Origin of the sequence: Bradyrhizobium cajani, assembly GCF_009759665.1 — a bacterium.
GTDB lineage: Bacteria > Pseudomonadota > Alphaproteobacteria > Rhizobiales > Xanthobacteraceae > Bradyrhizobium > Bradyrhizobium cajani.
The window spans coordinates 24,558-43,636 of record NZ_WQNE01000034.1 but is presented as its reverse complement, the minus strand read 5'-3'; the positions used below and the strand labels follow the sequence as shown (position 1 = coordinate 43,636).

Annotated in this window: 15 protein-coding genes; 7 read left to right on the top strand and 8 right to left on the bottom strand. The window is 64.8% G+C overall.

What is annotated here, in order from left to right; genetic code table 11:
* Positions 1–76 precede the first annotated feature (76 nt).
* From GPL20_RS30925 to GPL20_RS30910, 4 genes are all read right to left on the bottom strand, one after another.
* The gene (locus GPL20_RS30925) at positions 77–1,309 is read right to left on the bottom strand and encodes a rhodanese-like domain-containing protein (RefSeq protein WP_157334867.1); all 1,233 of its coding nucleotides are present in this window, start codon (positions 1,307–1,309) and stop codon (positions 77–79) included.
* A gap of 75 nt (positions 1,310–1,384) precedes the next feature.
* Entirely contained in the window at positions 1,385–2,566 is a 1,182-nt protein-coding gene (locus tag GPL20_RS30920) for a PepSY-associated TM helix domain-containing protein (RefSeq protein ID WP_157334865.1), read from the bottom strand.
* A gap of 63 nt (positions 2,567–2,629) precedes the next feature.
* The gene (locus tag GPL20_RS30915) at positions 2,630–4,948 is read right to left on the bottom strand and encodes a TonB-dependent siderophore receptor (RefSeq protein WP_157334863.1); all 2,319 of its coding nucleotides are present in this window, start codon (positions 4,946–4,948) and stop codon (positions 2,630–2,632) included.
* Positions 4,949–5,150: 202 nt separating this feature from the next.
* Positions 5,151–6,035, bottom strand: coding sequence for a dihydrodipicolinate synthase family protein (locus GPL20_RS30910; RefSeq protein ID WP_157334861.1), 885 nt, complete (start codon positions 6,033–6,035; stop codon positions 5,151–5,153).
* Positions 6,036–6,207: 172 nt separating this feature from the next.
* Between GPL20_RS30910 and GPL20_RS30905 the strand changes: the two genes are divergently transcribed.
* Together GPL20_RS30905 and GPL20_RS30900 are read left to right on the top strand one after the other, a co-directional pair.
* A complete protein-coding gene (locus GPL20_RS30905; RefSeq protein WP_157334859.1) occupies positions 6,208–7,620 on the top strand; it encodes an FAD-binding oxidoreductase in 1,413 nt (470 codons plus the stop codon).
* A 7-nt stretch (positions 7,621–7,627) separates the two neighbouring features.
* The gene (locus tag GPL20_RS30900; protein WP_157334856.1) at positions 7,628–8,308 is read left to right on the top strand and encodes a GntR family transcriptional regulator; all 681 of its coding nucleotides are present in this window, start codon (positions 7,628–7,630) and stop codon (positions 8,306–8,308) included.
* Positions 8,309–8,314: 6 nt separating this feature from the next.
* On the opposite strand, the gene GPL20_RS30895 is transcribed toward GPL20_RS30900, so the two are convergent.
* Both GPL20_RS30895 and GPL20_RS30890 read right to left on the bottom strand, forming a co-directional pair.
* Entirely contained in the window at positions 8,315–8,479 is a 165-nt protein-coding gene (locus GPL20_RS30895; protein WP_246251109.1) for a hypothetical protein, read from the bottom strand.
* A gap of 102 nt (positions 8,480–8,581) precedes the next feature.
* Positions 8,582–8,755 (bottom strand): hypothetical protein, encoded by a 174-nt coding sequence (locus GPL20_RS30890; RefSeq protein WP_246251097.1) that lies wholly within the window; start codon positions 8,753–8,755, stop codon positions 8,582–8,584.
* 172 nt (positions 8,756–8,927) lie between these two features.
* Between GPL20_RS30890 and GPL20_RS30885 the strand changes: the two genes are divergently transcribed.
* Positions 8,928–10,949 (top strand): YgiQ family radical SAM protein, encoded by a 2,022-nt coding sequence (locus GPL20_RS30885; RefSeq protein WP_157334852.1) that lies wholly within the window; start codon positions 8,928–8,930, stop codon positions 10,947–10,949.
* A gap of 116 nt (positions 10,950–11,065) precedes the next feature.
* Here GPL20_RS30885 and GPL20_RS30880 read toward each other — a convergent pair whose 3' ends face one another.
* Positions 11,066–11,359, bottom strand: a complete 294-nt coding sequence (locus GPL20_RS30880; RefSeq protein ID WP_157334850.1) for a DUF718 domain-containing protein — start codon at positions 11,357–11,359, stop codon at positions 11,066–11,068.
* Positions 11,360–11,833: 474 nt separating this feature from the next.
* Here GPL20_RS30880 and GPL20_RS30875 point away from each other — a divergent pair, with 474 nt between their 5' ends.
* Positions 11,834–12,292 carry an Rrf2 family transcriptional regulator gene (locus GPL20_RS30875; RefSeq protein WP_157334848.1) on the top strand — a complete coding sequence of 153 codons (459 nt, stop codon included), beginning with the start codon at positions 11,834–11,836 and terminating at the stop codon, positions 12,290–12,292.
* Positions 12,289–13,002, top strand: a complete 714-nt coding sequence (locus tag GPL20_RS30870) for a class I SAM-dependent methyltransferase (protein ID WP_254125654.1) — start codon at positions 12,289–12,291, stop codon at positions 13,000–13,002. Before GPL20_RS30875 ends, GPL20_RS30870 begins: the two co-directional genes overlap by 4 nt.
* Positions 13,003–14,385: 1,383 nt before the next feature.
* Here GPL20_RS30870 and GPL20_RS30865 read toward each other — a convergent pair.
* On the bottom strand, positions 14,386–15,774 hold the full coding sequence (locus GPL20_RS30865; RefSeq protein ID WP_167533296.1) for an adenylate/guanylate cyclase domain-containing protein: 1,389 nt from the start codon (positions 15,772–15,774) through the stop codon (positions 14,386–14,388).
* A 563-nt stretch (positions 15,775–16,337) separates the two neighbouring features.
* Between GPL20_RS30865 and GPL20_RS30860 the strand changes: the two genes are divergently transcribed.
* Entirely contained in the window at positions 16,338–16,802 is a 465-nt protein-coding gene (locus tag GPL20_RS30860; protein WP_157334844.1) for a (2Fe-2S)-binding protein, read from the top strand.
* The gene (locus GPL20_RS30855) at positions 16,799–19,039 is read left to right on the top strand and encodes a xanthine dehydrogenase family protein molybdopterin-binding subunit (RefSeq protein ID WP_157334842.1); all 2,241 of its coding nucleotides are present in this window, start codon (positions 16,799–16,801) and stop codon (positions 19,037–19,039) included. The genes GPL20_RS30860 and GPL20_RS30855 overlap by 4 nt, the downstream gene beginning before the upstream one ends.
* Positions 19,040–19,079 lie beyond the last annotated feature (40 nt).

The following is a 19,079-nucleotide window of genomic DNA, read 5'->3' as shown; positions in this document are numbered from 1 at the left end:
CCACCTCAGCGACAACGGCTTCGCCGTTGCGCGGGGGTGACGGTGATGGTGTACGGCTCGCGGCGAGCCCGCCCGGTCAGATCACGTAGAACCCGTGCGTGCCGTCAAGGCGGAGCTGCTCGACCAGGCCGTACTCCCAATCGAGATAGGCCTGCATCGCGCGTTCGGCGACATCGGTGCCCTCATAGGGCCGGCGGTAGCGATGCGCCGGGTCGGGCTTGGGCAGCACGCGCGGCGGACCGACATCGAGCGCGCCATCATAGCCGCCTTCGAGCACATAGACCTCCCAGCCCATCTGCGCGAGCCACGACGCCGTCATGTCGGCGCGGACGCCCTTGTCGTCGGTCAGGAGGATGCGCGCGCCGCGCACGGGCGCGGCCATGTCGGTCTCCTGGACGAGCTGACCGCCCGGATAGTGACGGAAGCCCGGGAGATGGCCGGCCGCATATTCCTCGGCGTCGCGCACGTCGAAGCGATAGAGCGTCCGATCGGTGTGCGCGAGCAGCGCCAACATCTCGCCGACCCCGATATGTCGAACGCCGGCGCGATAGGCGACGTCGCGGGCATTGGCCGGGCCGCCCTCGAACGGCCCGATCGTGCCGCGCCGGTCAGCACCGTGGTTGAGCGCATGCCGCGCCAGCGTCCAGCCAATGGTGCCGTTGCGCAGCGCGCGAACCTTGTTGGGCACGCCTGCATTGATCAGCGACTGCGTGCCGATGATCGAGCGCGTGCGGCCGGCACAGTTGACGATGATGGTGGTGTCGCGATCGGGCGCCGCGCTGCCTGCCCGCAGGACCAGCTCCGCGCCGGGCACGCTGACCGAGCCCGGAATGTTCATGGTCGCATATTCGTCGAAACGACGGACGTCGAGAATGGCGATGTTCGCCTTGTCAGCGATCAGCTTTGCCACCTCGTCGGCGCTGAGTGAGGGTGTATGCCTGCGCGCCTCGACCAACTCGCCAAACGCCTTGGAATAGGAGTTGACGTCCTCGAACACCTGATAGCCCGCCGCGCGCCAGGCCTTCAGCCCGCCGTCGAGGGCACTGATATTGCTGTAGCCGAGCGCGGCAAGGCGTTCGGCGCTGGCCGCGACCAGCCCCTCGCCGTCATCATAGAGCACGATTGGCACGTCCTTGCGCGGCAGCCGCAGCTCGGCCTCGATCTCGATCCGGCCGGCGGCCATGTTGGCGGCAAACAGCGGATGGCCGGTCGCGAAGGCCGCTTCATGCCTGAGATCGAGCAGTGCGATCTCCTCACGCAGGAGCAGCGCACGGCGAATATCGGCTGGAGTGGCGGCGGGGAGCTTCATGGCACGGACCCTGACAAGACGGCCTGGAGCTTTTGAACGATTGTCGAGGTGTTGGCTAGCCTTTCCGGCAGCCGCTCACTCGCCCGGAACGAGCCGCCCGAGCGGCGGCTGCGCAGGACGCCGCAGCTTTCGGCGCGACAAATAGAGCAGGATGCCGGTGACCGAGAACAGCGGCATCAGCGCCGCGGCAATCATGAACACAAGCTTGCCGGGCCAGCCCAGCACCGCACCCCGATGGATGTCGAGCACGTTCGCGATGATCTTCTCGCCGAGCGTCTTGTCGGCGTAGCGCTCCGCGGAGACCAGCTGACCGGTGACGGCATCGATGCGGAATTCGTCGCGCGTGGTGTCGAGCGTCGAATCCTTCCCCCACGACCGAATCCGGATCACTGTGCCTGAACCGGCCGGCAGCGTCAGCAAGGCCCTGGAGAATCGCTCGCCCTCCTCGCGCCGGAACGTCGTCCATGCCTGATCGAATCCGATCGGCTGAACCGGCTCGGCTCGGCCGGGCGCGCGTGGCGCCTTCGTCTCCATTTTTGCGGCGGCGACGTGCGGGCGCGACAACAGCCAGACGACACCGTCCTTGTACCAGTCGAACGAGTACCACAGCCCGGTCAGCGTCATCACCAGATAGACCGGCAGAACCCAGGTTCCGATCACCGCATGCAGCGATCGATGCAGCGCACGGCCACCGATTCCGAGATTCGGCTTCAACCACATCTTCACGCTGCCGGCGCGCCGCGGCCAGCGCAGCACGAGGCCCGAGACCAGCATGACGATCAGGCCGAGCGCGGCGACGCCGGTGATCTGGCGTCCCCAGCCCTTGGCGTCGCCGGGGATCAGCAGCCAGCGATGCAGCCTGCGCACGGTCGCGAAGAACTCTTCGCCGCGCGGCGAGCCCAGCACGCGCGCGTCATGGGGATCGACATAGAGCGACATCGGCCGCGCGCCCTGCTCGTCGCGGGCGAAGCGGACACGCACCGTCGCCGACGGATCGCTCGACAGCGTGACGGCCGAGACCTTGCCGAAATCCTGCGCTGCCTTCAACCGGGCGACCAGTTCGTCGGGCATCAGCACCGGCGCGGTCCGCGGCGCGACATGCATGATGTCGGCGTTGAGATGATCGACGATCTCGTCCTCGAAACTCATGATCGCGCCGGTCAGCGCGATCAGGGCAAGCAGCAGCGCGAGGATGAGGCCCGCGATGGAGTGGACCTGAAGCAGAGCCGCCTTGATCTTGTGCCCTACCCTACTCATCGAAGCCGGGCTCCATGACCCGCCCGATCAGTAATTCCGTGTGGGTGTGCCGCACGGCCAACCCTAGAACTTCACCGTTGCCGACAGCGAGACGCGCCGCGCATCACCGATCGCGACGTTCAGATTGTTGACAGCGGAGGGATAGTAGACGGTGTCGAACAGGTTCTTGACATTGAGCTGATAGATCACCGGCGTGTTCTGGTGTTTCGTCTCATAGGTCGCGAAGATATCGGCGACCACATAGGACGGCAAGAAGAAGGAATTGATGGAATCGCCGGGACGATCGCCGACGTAGCGCGCGCCGCCGCCGAGACGAAGCTGGCCCGGCAATGCGGTGCCGAAGTCATAGACCAGATAGAGCGAGGCTGTGTTCAAAGCGACGTTTTGCAGCTTCTTGCCGAGCAACGTCAGATCCTCGGACGCCGTCACGCGGGCGTCGGTATAGCCATAGCTCCCGATCAGGGCCCAGCTGTCGGTGAGCCTGCCGGTGACGTCCAACTCGACGCCGCGCGAGCGGGCGCGGCCGACGGTGTGGAGCTCCACGACGCCTGCGCTGTTCGTCTTCGTCGTCTGCACGTTCTTCTTGTCGAGATCGTAGAGCGCAAGCGTACCGGAGATGCGCTTGTTCAGATCGAACTTGACGCCGGTCTCGTATGACACGCCTTCCTCCGGAGCGACATTCGAGTCGATCACGATGCCGATCGGCGCGATGGTCGAATTCGGCTTCAGCGATTCAGTGTAGCTTGCATACAGCGAGATCTGGTCGGTCAGCTTGAAGATGGCGCCGCCGAGCGGAAGCACCTTGTCCTGGGACACGTTGGTGTTGGTGACGAACGGCTTGCCGCGTCCGGCGATCTGGTCGTAATCCATGTAACGCACGCCACCGACCAGCGCGAAGCGTTCAGTCAGATGCAGCGTGTCCTGGAAGAACAGCGACCACTGACCGAGCTTGTCGGTCTGGGCGCTGTCGGAGTTCGAGACGGTGGTACCAGGTCCGATCAAGCCGTAGACGGGATTGTAGATATTGATGGCGGGCGTCGCCTGCCGGATCAGATTGTCACGGTAGATGGTGCGATACTGGCCGTCACCGCCAAACAGCACCTCGTTGCGCATGTTGCCGAGCCAGAAGCCGCCGGAGACGTAGGACGTTCCGTAGCTGACATTGCTGAGCGAACCCTGCGTGCCGTCATTGCTGCGCGTCTCTGCGCCGGTTGTGAAGTTGATGCCTGTGATCCGTAGCTGGTTGGCGCTGAAGGTTTCGGTGTTGTAGCTGTAGCCGGCGTAGAGCTTCCAATCCTGATTGAAGCGGTGCTCGACCGAAGCCTGGATCAGGTCCGACGTGCCCCAGGTGTTGTTGAAGGGTTCGTCGAGCCGGCGCGTGGCGGGTACCGCCAGCGGCGCCTTGGTCACCGGATTGAACGCCGTGCCGCGATCGAACGGATAGATGAATTCGCGATGCTCGTAGTTGAGCTGGACCGTGGTGTCCTGGCCGTACCAGGCCAGTGACGGCGCCACCAGCATCTCGCGGTGACGGCCGAAATTGCGCCAGTAGTCTTCGCTGACGCCATAACCGATGAAGCGATAGGCAAGGCCCTGGTCGCCAATGGGGCCTGTGATGTCGAGGAGACCGTCGGCGCCGGTCTTCGAGGCGCTGAAGGCGGAACCGAGCAGCGTGACCGAGCCGTGCTGATAGAGCTCCGGCCGTTTGCTGATGGTGTTGACGATGCCGCCGGGATCCATGATGCCGTAGAGCAGCGAGGCCGGGCCCTTGAGCACCTCGACGCTTTCGACCGCGGGATTGAAGCTGCGTCCCTGCACCAGCGGCATGCCGTTGCGCATGATCGAGCCATCGCGGTTGTCGCCGAAGCCACGGCGGATCACGGCGTCCTGGCTGCCCGCCAGCGTATTGGTCTGGGTGATGCCGGAAACGTTGATGAGCGCATCGTCGATGTTGCGTGGGAGCTGGTCCTTCAACACCTGCTCGGGCACGACGTTGACGGCCTGCGAAGTGTCGAGCGGCGAGGCACCGCTGCGCAGCGTGGTGGCGCTCGGCATCGCGCGGTAGCCGAGCTTGGCGGCCTGTTGGGCGGCGGCCGCAGCGGCGGCGCGTTCCGAGAGTGTTGGCGCTGCGGGTGCAGGATTACGAGCAGCGGTTTGCGCGCGGCGCGGGGACTGTTGCGAGGCACGCACCGGCTTCGGCCGCTGCGCCGGCGCATCCACCGTCACAGGCGGCAGCGCCGATTGCGCCCGCGCGGTCGTTGTGTTGGAGGCAGATTCGGCGAGCAGCACGGCTGCTCCAATGAGAAGGCCTGCACGGCTCTTGCCGGCAGCACGATGATGGCCGCTGTCATGCTGGCCATCCACGGGGGCACGCACTTTCATTCCACTTCAAGTCAAGAGCATTGAAGTGTGCGCCTGTAACAGCCGCCGGGATCGAAGAGAACCGTAGCCGGACTTGAATCGCTCTAGTGTTGAATCGTTCTAAGCGTTGAGCGGCGCCAAACGTCAATCACCGATTGATCCGGCAGCGATGGCGACACGCTGCACGCGAATTCACGGCAACATGTCGCGACGTTGTGAGATCTCATGCGATCGCAGGCGCCATCAATTCGTCGAGCTGTCGCTTGAACGCAGCGCCGTCGGACAATGCGCGAAGCGGCGGGCGCACGCGCAGCCAGCCTGCATCGCCCGTCTGTGCCGCGAGGATCGCCTTCAGCGTCGCAAGGAAGGATGGCGTCTTCACCACGACGTCGATCGCAGCCTGCATGCGCGCTTCGACATCCTTGCCGTCGAGCATGCCCTTGACTAGCTCCGGCACGACATTGGCCATGCCGCAGATGGTGCCGGCGCCGCCGGCGGCGATCGCGCGGGTAATGTCGGCTTCGTTGCCGACGGTGATGGCGAGCTCCGGCGCGGCGGCGCGGAACGCCTGGAACTGCTTGAAGTCGCCGCTGGAGTCCTTCAGGCCCGCGACCACCTTGCCGTAACGCTTGCGCAGGCTTGCGGCGGCGCTGGTCGGGATCGCAACGCCCGAGACCTGCGGGATGTGATAGAGATAGGCGCGCAGGCGGTCGTCGGCGACGCCGTCGATGATCGCGGCGAAGGCATCCTCGATGCCCTCGGGCGTGACGCTGCGGTCGAAATAGGGCGGCAGCAGCAGCACGTGACGCAGGCCGAGGCCGAGCACGGCGCGCGAGAGTGCGATGCTGTCGGCGATGGCGGGGAAGCCGCCGCCGATGCCGATGCGTTCCGGCGCGACGCCGGCCTTGAGCACGGCTTCGATGGTCGCGACGCGCTCGGGGACATTGAAGGAGGTGCCCTCGCCGGTGGTGCCGAACAGCACGACGCCGTCGACGCCCTTGCCGAACAATTGCTTGGCGTGAGCCGCGAGCTTGGCGGAGTCCACGCTGCCGTCCGTCGCCAGCGGCGTCGCCGATGCCACCCAGAACCCGCGAATTGCCTCCGTCATCACACCACCCTTTGCTGTCGCCTCGGACCAGGCCCCTGATCCCCGAGCCATCCCGGGGCGGCCTCGTGAGGCTTGTTTTTACTTTACTTTTTAAGTTGTACCTTACATACAAGAAGGACGCAAATGCTTTCCGCCGTCACGGCGCACGACCAGATCCCCAAGGAGGTCTCGCATGGACATGGTGACCCCCAATGAGCATCCCGACCAATTGCTCGGCGCCTTGCGCGACCGGCTCGGCGCGGCCGCGGTGCTGACCGGCACCGACGTGCCCGCCCGCAATTGCAATGACTGGAGCGCGAGTCTGCCGCAGACACCGCGCGCGGTGATCCGCCCGCTCGATGCGCAGGGTGTTGCCGATGCGATTGCGACCTGCCGGCAGGCGCGGCTGCCCTTCGTGCCGCAGGGCGGATTGACCGGGTTGTGCCGCGGCGCCTCGCCTGAGGCGGGCTGGGTCGCGATCTCACTGGAGCGCATGACCGGCATCGAGGAGATCGACCGCGCCTCGGCAACCATGACGGTCAAGGCCGGCACGCCGCTGGAGACGATCCAGAAGGCCGCCGATGAAGCCGGCTTCTTCTTTCCGCTCGACCTCGGCTCGCGCGGCTCCTGCGCGATCGGCGGCAACCTCTCGACCAATGCCGGCGGCAACCGCGTCATCCGCTACGGCATGACACGCGAGCTGGTGCTCGGCCTGGAGGTGGTGCTGCCGGACGGCACCATCATCACCAGTCTCAACAAGTTGATGAAGAACAATGCCGGCTACGATTTGAAGCATCTCTTCATCGGTTCGGAAGGCACGCTCGGCATCATCACCCGCGTGGTGCTGCGGCTGTTCCCGAAACCGCGCTCGACCATGGCGGCACTCTGCGCGCTGCAGGACTATGCCGCGGTGATCGCGCTGCTCGACGCGGCACGCAGCGGTCTCGGCCCGCTGCTGTCGGCCTTCGAGGTGATGTGGCCGGACTATTGGGACGTGATCACGACGCGCGCCGGCGTGAAGCCGCCGGTCGCCGCCGGCCACGGCCTCTACGTGCTGGTGGAGGCGCAGGGTACCGACGAAAGCCTCGATGCGCCGCGTTTCCAGAGCTGGCTCGAGGAGCTGATGGAGCGCGGGCTGCTTGCGGACGCCGCCGTGGCGCAATCGCTGGCGCAGACGCAGGCCTTCTGGCGCGTGCGCGACATCTGCGCCGAGTTCGGCCAGGTGCTGGGCCCGCACATCTCCTACGACATCGGTCTTGCGGTCGCGCGCATGGACGAGTTCGCCACGCGCTGCAAGGCCGCGCTGGCCTCCGGCATCAAGGGCTGCGAGAGCGTCTATTACGGCCATATCGGCGACGGCAATCTGCATCTCGTCTCCTGGGTCAGCGGCCTCACCGTCGCGCAGCAGCCGAAGGAAGAGATGGACGCGATCATCTACGGCCTCGTGCGCGAGATGGGCGGCAGCGTCTCCGCCGAGCACGGCATCGGCACGCTGAAGAAGATGTGGCTGGGCCACGCCCGGAGCGAGGCCGAGATCGCGCTGATGCGAACGCTGAAGGCGGCGCTCGATCCCGATCATCTGCTCAATCCCGGCAAGGTGATCTGAGAGCACCATGCGATCGCTCAAGCTCGATACGCCGAAATCGCTGTCGCAGCGGGTGATGCAGCGGCTGCGCCAGGCCATCATCGACGGCGAGTTCGCGTTCGGCGCTGCCATTTCCGAGGAGATGGTGGCAAACTCATTCGGCGTCAGCCGCACACCGGTGCGCGAGGCGATGGGCCAGCTGCAGGCGCAGGGGCTCGTGGTGATCCGGCCGCAGGTCGGCAGCTTCGTGTTCACGCCGAGCGCCGAGGACATCACGGCGCTCTGCACCTTCCGCATCGCGCTCGAACCCAGGGCCGCCGAGCTCGCCTACCGTCATGATCGCGACGGTGCAGTGGCGACGATGAGTGAGGCGATCGCGGCGATGGAGCCGGCGGTCGCGGCACGAGACAACATCGCCTATGGCCGCGCCGATGCCGCGTTTCACGAGGCGCTGTTCGCCCATTGCGGCAATCGTTACCTCGCCGAATCCTATCAGCTCGTCTCCGGCCGCGTCGCCGCGCTCCGCACCAATTTGACCTCGCCGATCGACGTGCGGACCCGCACGTCGTTCGACGAGCACCGCAAGCTGCTCGATTTGTTCGGGCGCGGAGAGTTTGCAGCTTTCGAACAGCTGATGACCACCCACATCACCAATTCCGGCGTGGTCTATGCCAAGGCCCTGAAAGTGGAAGCGCTGAAGGTGGGTTGAGCGCGTCTACCGCCCGTCCTTCGATCCCGGCCTGTCCAGAAAGTCCAGCGCGGTGTTGATCTGTTCGAGCTGGTGCTCGATCCGGTCGCGATCCTCTACGGCTTGCGCCTTCTCGAGGTCCTCGACGAGCTTCTGCTTCCGCGCCAGCAAGTTCTCTATGACCGTACTCACAAATCCCCCTCGCCTTCGAAGCAAGCATCGAGGCAAAAATCCGGTTACGGCACTGGCGCCGAGATTGTCGAGACACGCGCGAGCCGGGCTCGCGCCGGTCCCTCAAGTCAGAATGTTCGCGGAGGCGGTTGGTTCCTGCGAATGAACCGCGATGCAGGCCTGCGCGGTCGCCACCAGGATGAAGCCGATCAGCGCGATCGCGCCGAGCCAGCCGGCGGCAGACGGCGCCGTGCCGGCAAGCGCTTCGGTGCCGCCTTCAGATGTTCCCTTGCCCATGGCGCAACCGGATATCCGATGCGGGTCACGATGAGAACCCGGCAGACGGCTTGCTGATGAGCATATGCGGCGATTGCTGCGCCCGCGGACCCGGATTGCTCCCGGCGGAACCACAATCTTTCACGCGCCCGTCGGTTGAATTCGCAGGCGCGGGGTCTTATCGGTAGGCCCCATGGACACCCAGATCATCACCGCCGAAAAGCCCCTGATGGCGCAGGCGCGCCCGCGCAAGCCGGCCCCGTTCCTGCCGATGAGCCGCGCCGAGATGGATGCGCTCGGCTGGGACGCCTGCGACATCGTGCTGGTGACCGGGGACGCCTATGTCGACCATCCGAGCTTCGGCATGGCGATCATCGGCCGCCTGCTGGAGGCGCAGGGTTTTCGCGTCGGCATCATCGCGCAGCCGGACTGGCATTCGGCCGAGCCGTTCAAGGCGCTGGGCAAGCCAAAGGTGTTCTTCGGCGTCACCGGCGGCAACATGGACTCGATGGTGAACCGCTACACCGCGGACCGCCGCCTGCGCCATGACGACGCCTATACGGCGGGCGGCGAAGGCGGCAAGCGGCCGGATCGCTGCACCATCGTCTACGCGCAGCGCTGCCGCGAGGCGTTCAAGGACACCCCGATCGTGCTCGGCGGCATCGAGGCCTCGCTGCGCCGGATCGCCCATTACGACTACTGGTCCGACAAGGTGCGCCGCTCGGTGCTGGCCGACGCCAAGGCGGACCTGCTGCTCTACGGCAATGCCGAGCGCGCCGTGGTCGAGGTGGCGCAGCGCCTCGCCGCCGGCGAAGCCCCGCGCGAGCTCGACGACATCAGGGGCGTTGCGCTGTTCCGCAAGGTCCCTGCGGACTATGCGGAGCTGCACGCCGACGATCTCGACTCCGCCGACGAGGGCGCAACGCGCCAGAAAGGCGCGACCGTGATCCGGCTGCCGGCGCTGGAGCAGGTCGAGCAGGACAAGGAAGCCTACGCCCGCGCGTCACGCGTGCTGCACCGGGAAAGCAATCCCGGCAATGCGCGCCCGCTGGTGCAGCGGCACGGCGATCGCGATCTCTGGCTCAACCCGCCGCCGATCCCGCTGACCAGCGACGAGATGGACGCGGTCTACGATCTTCCTTACGCGCGCGCGCCGCATCCGTCCTATGGCGACGCCAAGATTCCCGCCTGGGACATGATTAAGTTCTCGGTGACGATCATGCGCGGTTGCTTCGGCGGCTGCACCTTCTGCTCGATCACCGAGCATGAGGGCCGCATCATCCAGAACCGCTCGGAGGGCTCGATCCTGCGCGAGATCGAGAAGATCCGCGACAAGACGCCGGGCTTCACCGGCGTGATCTCCGATATCGGCGGCCCCACCGCCAACATGTACCGGATGGCGTGCAAGGACCCGAAGGTCGAGGCCGCGTGCCGGCGGCCGTCCTGCGTCTTCCCCGAGATCTGCCCGAACCTCAACACCTCGCATGACGATCTGATCCGGCTCTATCGCAAGGTGCGCGAGACCAAGGGCATCAAGAAGGTGATGGTGGCCTCCGGCGTGCGCTACGACCTCGCGGTCGAGAGCCCCGAATACATCAAGGAGCTCGTCACCCATCACGTCGGCGGATACCTGAAGATCGCCCCGGAGCATACCGAGCGCGGCCCGCTCGACAAGATGATGAAGCCGGGCATCGGCGCCTATAACCGCTTCAAGCGGATGTTCGATGCCGCGGCCGAGCAGGCCGGCAAGAAATACTACCTGATCCCCTATTTCATCGCGGCGCATCCGGGCACGACCGACGAGGACATGATGAACCTCGCGCTGTGGCTCAAGAAGAACCGCTACCGCGCCGATCAGGTGCAGACCTTCCTGCCCTCGCCGATGGCGACGGCCACGGCGATGTACCACACCGGCGTCAACCCGCTGCGCGGCGTGCGCCACGGCGGCAGCGACAAGGTCGAGGCGATCAAGGGCCTGCGCCAGCGCCGCCTGCACAAGGCCTTCCTGCGCTATCACGACCCCGACAACTGGCCGGTGCTGCGCGAGGCCCTGAAGGAGATGGGCCGCGCCGATCTGATCGGCTCGCGTCCCGACCAGCTCGTCCCCGCGCACCAGCCGCCCGGCACCGGCAAGGCCGCCGGCACCAAGCGGCCGTTGCGGCCGGGTGGCAAGACGCAGCGGTTCACGACCAAGGGCTTGCGGGTGATGAAGTAGCGGACCGCCGCTCGCCCAAAGCGCGATGAGATCTGGAGGATCGTCATCGCGCTTTAGCTCTTTTGTTTGAGCATGATCTTTTCGGAAAACCGCTGCACACTTTTCCGGATCATGCTCTAGAGATCGAGCACGACCGTCCCCGAAACGGCATCCGTTACACCGCGTCCGTTGCCCTGGTCCTCGAGCACGGACCTGAAACTGTCGAGGGTCTTGATCATCGCCGGTCGTGCCGCGACCATCGCCTCCTGACTGGACCACGTGCCGATGAGACAAAACGTCTGCTCGCCGGTCTTGATAATGACGCCGTGCTCCAGGCCCGGCCATTTGGCCTTGCCGTTGCGGTGCGCGTCGAGGAAGGCGGCATCCTCACCGGCCTTCACCTTGAACTTGACCACATTATAAACCTGCATGATGCGCCTCCTGAAAATGGACTGAAGAATGTGGGAAGCCGCTCGAGCATGGACGAAACGTCCATACGGTCGCCCCGGCCGATTGTTGTCTTCGTGCGCGGCGCCGTCACCGTGACAAATCAGCATGGCGACCTCGGTTCCTTTGGGCCCGCAGAAACAAAAAGTGCGAAAACAACCCCATGCACAGTAGCCGGCACTCGTGGGATCAATGACTTAGGCGGATTGCGCAGACATTGACCCGTCGGGCAGAAAGGCGTTGCGCCGTCGGGCAACACAGGCGCATGATAACATCATCGGACGCATGGTGAGCGCGTCCACTTTGCGACGCGTAACGCAACGTCTGCTGCGCTTTTCCGGCTGCGCCTGTCCCGACAATCCAAGACTTCTCCCCTGCCCTACGGCCTCGCCGTAGGTTGACCGGTGCGGCACGGTCAGCCGTTGACTTCGACCCAGATATGCAACATATAACGTTACATGAAACGAGACAGCCGATTATCCGGCGTGCTGCACGTCCTGCTGCACATGGCGCAGCAGCCTGGTCCGTTCACGTCCGAGACCCTGGCGAAGGCCATGGACACGAACCCGGTGGTGATCCGGCGCATCATGGCGGGGCTGCGGGACCTCGGTTACGTCAGATCCGAGAAGGGGCATGGCGGCGGCTGGCGGCTTGCCTGCGACCTCTCGAAGGTGACGCTGCGCGACGTCTACACCGCGCTCGGCAGTCCCGCGCTGCTGGCCATGGGCAACCGGACGGAGGCGCCCGGCTGCCTCGTCGAGCAGGCCGTCAATGCCGCGCTCGATCAGGCCTTCCACGATGCGGAGGCGCTGCTGCTGTCGCGCCTCGGCGAGGTGACGCTGGCGATGCTGGGCGACGACTTTCGCAAACGGCTCGGATCCCGAAAGCTTCAGGGCATGCGCGCGCATGGCGCGTGATCGGCTCCATCCAGCAAGGCAACATCATGACCGGCATTCAAGACATGTTCTCCGATCCGCAAATGGTGGCGAACTACACCGATGGACCGCCGCGCTTCGTTCCCGGCTACAACGCGATGCTGTCCATGGCCGCGATCCTTCTGGCCGAGCGCGCGCGTGACGATGCGCGGATCCTCGTCCTCGGCGCCGGCGGCGGCCTGGAGCTGAAGGCTTTTGCGCAGGCGCAACACGGCTGGAGCTTCGATGGGGTGGACCCGTCCGCGCCGATGCTGGGACTCGCGAGGCAAACGCTGGGATCGCTCGCGCCGCGCGCGCGTCTTCACCAGGGCTATATCGACGACGCGCCGGACGGGCCGTTCGACGGCGCCAGCTGCCTTTTGATCCTGCACTTCATCGATGTCGCGGAGCGGCGCCGTATCGCCTCGGAAGTCCACCGCCGTCTCAAGCCGCGCGCACCCTTCGTGGTCGCGCATCTGAGCGCTCCCGACGGCGACGAGGAACGCCCGCTATGGCTGTCGCGGTACTCCGCGTTCCTGGCCGCGTCGGGCGTGGAGCCCGACAAGGCGGCGGCCGCGCGGGACGCCGTCACCAACCATCTGAACATTCTCGCGCCCGCGCAGGATGAAGCCATTCTGCGCGAGGCCGGCTTCTCCGATCCGACCCTGTTCTACACCGGCTTCGCCTTCCGCGGCTGGGTGGCCTACGCCTGAGGCGTCACGGCTTCGTCAACACGTCCGGGCATCGATGCGAAAGCCGGATGCGCTATTAGCCCGCGAAATAGGCCCCGGCCGTTCTGCCTTCAAAACCGAACAAAGCCGTTTCGCCCCTGCGAGTCGGCAAAGGGCCAAATGCGGTCAAGGTCGGCGCGCGCCGCGACCGCGCCGCGCATTCGCTCAGCCGAATGCTGGAATGCTCGACATCGTTGTGTCGCAAGGCGAATATTGCGTCGCCAGGTCCCTTCGCACTCTGGCCGACGGGAGATATCCATGAGCGACCCGAGCGCGGATGTTTCGTCACCGGTCGAGTACAGACGGAACAAATTTGTGTTCGACAGGGTGCCTTAGGCCATGTGGTCTTGCGTCGGTGGACTTGCCGCCGTCCTTCACTCCGGCGGTGCGAATGGCGCTTCTCGGGCCCTTGTCGGTTTGGCCATGCTGGGGCTGGGGGGTGCGGGCCTGGCAGCTACGCTCCTGATCATCCGTTGGGGCTCCCGTATTAATGTGCGCATAAACGGGGCGACTGTTATTGGGGTGTTTCTCGCTCTTGGCATTTGGGGCATCGCGTCAGTCGTCAGGCCATTGATCGACCAGCAGCTGAATGTTTTCGGCTGGATGGCGATCTATCTCGGATGTGGCTACATCGCCTATGCGCTCTTCCGCCACTACTGTCCCGAAAGACCCATCATCCAGCTGTCGCAATCGGGTATCTCGTTCAACAGACCCTGGCTAAGGCTGTTCGTTCCGTGGCAGGACGTTCAGGAGGTGCGTCGGCTCGACGACTCACATTCCGGAGGTTTGTTGCCTCCGGACCCGATCGTCGAGCGGGCGACCAAACCTGTCTACGGGCGCTACGTCTCGACAGGTCCGGACGCGATCGTTGTGGTGGTGACCAACACGTTCTACGAGCGCGACATCGCCCCCAAACGGAGCTTCCTTGCGCCCCCAGGCTCCAGACTGATGTTCCAGCCCAGTGGCGCGATGATGCAAGTGGTTCTGAGCAGTCCTGAACTCGCTGTCGCTCCTGAGGACTTTCACGCATCCATCGAAGCCAGGTGGAGAGCGTTCCGGGATCGACCTCTCCCTTCCGGGCCGCAGGCCGGCGCGTCGTCAGGCAAACCCATCGCGCTCGGTACCTGGCCGTTCGACGGGTCCTGGCGGCAGGCCATCCCCTTCCTTGCGCCGCTTGCCGCAGCGGCAGGTGTGATCCTGCACGCGAGTGGTTTTTGGTGGCCGCGAGTTTGGCTGCCTCCAATGATTCAATGCAATGTTGGGGCTGCCCGAGGCTCGATCCGCTCTGTCTCCGAAAGCGGACATGCCAGAGCTTCCGCTACACGTCAGCTCAGGGCCACACTCGGACATTCATTCCGGTCTCCTTCAATTTACCGTTTTGACCGAGACGACGTTGTACGCAGCCAGCGGACGTCGGATACCCTTGAGCGCGAACTCATCCACTGGCTCGACAGTCACGGCGTTCTCGACCTTCATCAACACTCGCGGGCTGATGAGAATTTGACCCGGTTTGGCCTCATCGCACAGCCGAGAGGCGACGTTGGATACCGTGCCAATGGCGGCATAGTCGAACCGTCCTTCAAAGCCGATTGTGCCAAGCGTAGCAAAGCCGTGCGCAATCCCGATGCCGAAGCCGATGTCCTGCCCCAACCGATGCCAAGTCTCAGTCAACGCAACGATGGCGTCTCGCATTTCGAGCGCCATGAGCACCGCTTGAAGCGCTGGGTTCTCCACAGGAACAGGATCATTAAAGACGACCATCACGCCGTCGCCCGCATAGCGTTCCAGAGTGCCGCTGTATTTGATGATCTTCTCGCCAATGGCAGCGTGGTATTCGCGCAACAGCGCAATTACGTCTTCCGCGTCGGCACTCTCAGTAAATCCGGTGAAGCCACGCAGATCACAGAAGAGCGCGGTAATCTCTCGACGATGGCTTTCGAGTTGTTTCTCCGAACCGGACGCGACGATCAGATCAGCCACTTGCGGCGGCAAGAAGCGCCTCAGCCTGCTCATACGCTCGATTTCGCCTACCTGGTCGGCTACGCGCCGTTCGAGTTGTTGGTTTAGTTTGACGACTTCCTCAGTTCGTTCGCGCAGTTCGTTGAGCAGACGCGCATTCTCGATCGCGATCACCGCCTGCACTGCGAAGTTGCCCACCAGTTCGATTTGTCGGTCGGTGAACGCGCGCACCTCCTGACGGAAGATGCTGAAGGCGCCCACCAGTTCGCCTCCTTTGAGCATCGGCACGACGACGATCGTGCGCATTCCGCTCATTTCCACGGCCGCGATGCGGTTGGGGTCCTTGTCGGCATAGGCGCGTTGCTCGCGAACATCGAGGATATGCACCGGTTGCTTGGTACCGACGATCTGACCAAGGCCCGTATGTGGTCCCCAAACCCGCGCTTGTCGGCAGTGCTCGTCAAACGCCTTCGGCACGCCGAGTGACGACAGCGCGCGAAACGTCCCGTCGGTATACTCAAACAGGATCCCGAAGTTCGCATCGCAAATCCGCATCGCACTTGCCAGCATGGCTTGGAACACGGGCTCTAGCTCGCCGGGCGAGCGGTTGATGACCTGCAACACCTCAGCGGTCGCGGTCTGCCGCTCGTTCGCCTCTTTCAGCTCGCGGGTGAGAGTGCCTACCTGCTTTTGCAGTTCGGCAATGGATGGGGCTGCGGTCGACGGTTTGGGCGCTTTGCGCCCGCTCGCGCGCCGACCCTTGATCGGATGTTCGCTTCCGCCGCGTCGCCGCATTTCGCTCCCCCCGGGTGGGTCAGAACGATGCTTAATCCTATACAAATCCGGAGTTTCGCGCCATGGCGCCGCCGCGCCACCCAACACATCAACGAACGCGCGCCGCCTCATCTGCCTCCCACTGAGGCCCAAGGCCACGCTCTATCCTCTGCGCAGAATAGCACAGCGGTCGCTGCGGTGGGTGATGCCGTTCGCGCAGCAGGCGAGGGCGAAGAAGCCATCAACGCCGAGTCTGCTTCGGGTCAAAAGCAGCGGTCCGCCCATCAGTCCGGCGACGTCCGGCCATCCTCAGACAGCAGACATGGCAATGGCTCTCGCGGTGTTCAGCCAAGGGCAAGGAGCGGTCATGGGTCGGATGCGTCGTCCATAGCCGGCGATCGCGACACAACAACGCCTGGATGCCGCGATCGCATCGATTCAATTCAAGATCATCTTGCAAGTCTTCGTGATCTTCATGACAGCGCCAAGACTTTGGCGTAGGTTGCCGCACCTCTCACGTGACGGGCAGAACCAATGCGGGCGCGGTCAAGGACCGTTACGCTCCGAGCAGCTTCGGAGGTCACATGCAGCTCACCGTCAACGGCAAGACGCATCAGGTTGACGTCGAAGACGAGATGCCTCTGCTATGGGTCCTGCGTGACGTACTTGGCATCACCGGACCGAAATATGGCTGCGGCGTCGCGATGTGCGGCGCATGCACGGTGCATGTCGGCGGCGAGCCGGTGCGATCCTGCTCGCTGCCGGCTGCGGACGTCAAAGCCGACATCACCACGATCGAGGGATTGGGCACGCCGGAGGCGATGCATGTCGTGCAGAAGGCCTGGATAAAGCACCAGGTCGCACAATGCGGCTATTGCCAGTCCGGCCAGATGATGTCGGCCGCCGCGCTGTTGAGAGACAATCCCAACCCGAGCGACGACGACATCGACCAGACGATGTCGGGCAATCTGTGCCGCTGCGGCACTTATCCGCGTATCCGCGCCGCGATCAGGACCGCGGCGCGCGAACTCAAGGGACGCGCGACATGAGCAGGCTCGGCACTATCGCGCGACGCACATTCCTGATCGGCTCCGCGGCGATCGCAGGCGGCGTCGCGTTCGGTGTTTACGCGTACAAGCGCGAGCCTGAGAATCCGCTGTCGAGGCAGCTCGGCGATGGGCAGGTCGCGCTTACGCCCTACGTGCGCATCGACCAGACCGGCGTGACCGTCATCACGCCGCGCGCCGATGTCGGGCAAGGCGTCGCGTCGGTGCTCGCGGCGCTGGTTGCGGAAGAACTCGATGTCGCCTGGAACGACATCAGAATCGATTTTGGGCCGCCGAGTGCCGCCTACTACAACGGTGCGGTGACGGCGGAAGGGCTGCCATTTGCCGCGACCAACGACGGTCTGATTGCTCGCCAGGCGCGCGTCGTGGGCGATGCCGTGAGCAAGTTCCTGAGCCTGCAGATCACCGGGGGATCGTCGACCGTCCCCGACGCCTATGAGAAGATGCGCGTCGCCGGCGCGGTCGCGAGGGACGTCTTGCTGCAGGCTGCCGCAAAGCGGACCGGCATTGCCAAGGAGGAGCTGAAGACCAGCAACGGCAGCGTGATCACGCCACGCGGCGAAGCGCTCAGCTACGCCTCGCTGGCCGCGGACGCCGCCCGGATTGATCCGCCCAGAGATGTCCGGCTCAAGCCGGAAGCGGAGTGGCGCTATCTCGGCAAAACGATGCAGCGCATCGACATCGTCGCAAAATCAACGGGGACGGCGACATTTGGAATCGACATCAAGATGCCCGGCATGGTCTACGCCACGGTGCGCACCAATCCGAGGATCGGCGGCGGTATCAAGAGTTTTGATGCCAGCGCAGCCGAGAAGTCGAGAGGCGTCATCGCGATCGTACCGATCACTGGCGGCGTCGGCGTGATCGCCGACAATACCTGGCGCGCGTTCAAGGCGGCGAACCTGATCAAGTGCGATTGGGGGCCATCGCCCTATCCACCATCCAGCGCGGCCATGTTCCAGACGGTCGCTGCGTCCTTCACGGCGGAACGCCAGGACAGCCGGCTCAAGGATGACGGCGATGCGGAGGCGGCGCTGCAGGGTGCTGGCGTGCTCGAGGCAGAGTATAAAGTGCCATACCTCGCGCACGCGCCGCTCGAGCCGATGAATGCCGTGGTCCAGTTGAAGGACGGCCGGCTCGACATCTGGACGGGGACGCAGATTCCGCTGTTCGTGGTTGCAATGGCCGCCGAGGTCACGGGGCTCCGCGCCGAGAACATCCACCTGCATTCCCAGTTTTCCGGCGGCAGTTTTGGCCGGCGCCTCGAACACGACTATGTCCGCCAAGCGGTCGAATTGGCGAAGGCGCATCCGGGGCGCCCGATCAAGATGACCTGGACGCGAGAAGAGGACATGAGTCACGACTTCCCGCGCCCGCTCGGCATGGCGCGCATGCGCGGTGCGGTCAAGGATGGCAAGGTCGAGGCCTATGATCTCAAGCTCGCTTGCCCTTCGGTGACCGCCTCGTGGTTCGGCCGGCTGGGCATCCCGACCTTCGGCCCCGACACTGCCATCGTCGCGGGTGCCTGGGATCAGCCGCTCCGGATTCCTCATTATCGCGTCACCGGCTATCGCGTGCCGGAAATGGTGCCGGTCAGCTCATGGCGCTCGGTCGGCGCGTCCGGCAACGGCTTTCTGCACGACTGCTTCCTCGACGAGTTGATCCGCGCAGCGGGCGCCGATCCCCTGAAGGAATTGATCCGGCTCTGCTGGCACGAGCCGTCGCGCAAGGTGCTGGAAACGGTCGGCGAGATGTCGGGATGGGGTAGCGACCCCGGCAAGGACCGCGGGCGCGGCATCGCGTTCACGCTGTCGTTCGGCGTGCCCGTCGCGGAAGTCGTGGAAGTCACCAACACGCCGCGCGGCATCAAGATCGACAGGGTGTTCGTCGCGGCCGATGTGGGCAAAGTGCTCGACCCCGAGAATTTCGAGAACCAGGTCCAGGGCGGCGTCGTCTGGGGACTCGGTCACGCCATCAATTGCGAATTGACCTATAGGGACGGCGTGCCTGAGCAGACGAACTTCGATGCCTACGAAACCCTGCGTCTCTACCAGACGCCGGTGATCGAGGTACGCGCGACCGACAGCGGCAGCGCCATCCGCGGCATCGGCGAGCCTCCGGTTCCGCCCGCCGCGCCCGCGCTCGCCAACGCCATCTTCGCCGCCACCGGCAAACGCATCCGCGAATTGCCGCTGAGCAAACACATCGATTTCGTGTAGGCTCCATGCCGCAGGGCGGACTGCGAGTGCACTCTCGCAT

Coding starts and splice junctions, on each gene's coding strand:
- GPL20_RS30925 (WP_157334867.1), bottom strand. CDS start 1,309: ATGAAGCTCCCCGCCGCCACTCCAGCCGATATTCGCCGTGCGCTGCTC.
- GPL20_RS30920 (WP_157334865.1), bottom strand. CDS start 2,566: ATGAGTAGGGTAGGGCACAAGATCAAGGCGGCTCTGCTTCAGGTCCAC.
- GPL20_RS30915 (WP_157334863.1), bottom strand. CDS start 4,948: ATGAAAGTGCGTGCCCCCGTGGATGGCCAGCATGACAGCGGCCATCAT.
- GPL20_RS30910 (WP_157334861.1), bottom strand. CDS start 6,035: ATGACGGAGGCAATTCGCGGGTTCTGGGTGGCATCGGCGACGCCGCTG.
- GPL20_RS30905 (WP_157334859.1), top strand. CDS start 6,208: ATGGACATGGTGACCCCCAATGAGCATCCCGACCAATTGCTCGGCGCC.
- GPL20_RS30900 (WP_157334856.1), top strand. CDS start 7,628: ATGCGATCGCTCAAGCTCGATACGCCGAAATCGCTGTCGCAGCGGGTG.
- GPL20_RS30890 (WP_246251097.1), bottom strand. CDS start 8,755: ATGGGCAAGGGAACATCTGAAGGCGGCACCGAAGCGCTTGCCGGCACG.
- GPL20_RS30885 (WP_157334852.1), top strand. CDS start 8,928: ATGGACACCCAGATCATCACCGCCGAAAAGCCCCTGATGGCGCAGGCG.
- GPL20_RS30880 (WP_157334850.1), bottom strand. CDS start 11,359: ATGCAGGTTTATAATGTGGTCAAGTTCAAGGTGAAGGCCGGTGAGGAT.
- GPL20_RS30875 (WP_157334848.1), top strand. CDS start 11,834: ATGAAACGAGACAGCCGATTATCCGGCGTGCTGCACGTCCTGCTGCAC.
- GPL20_RS30865 (WP_167533296.1), bottom strand. CDS start 15,774: ATGCGGCGACGCGGCGGAAGCGAACATCCGATCAAGGGTCGGCGCGCG.
- GPL20_RS30860 (WP_157334844.1), top strand. CDS start 16,338: ATGCAGCTCACCGTCAACGGCAAGACGCATCAGGTTGACGTCGAAGAC.
- GPL20_RS30855 (WP_157334842.1), top strand. CDS start 16,799: ATGAGCAGGCTCGGCACTATCGCGCGACGCACATTCCTGATCGGCTCC.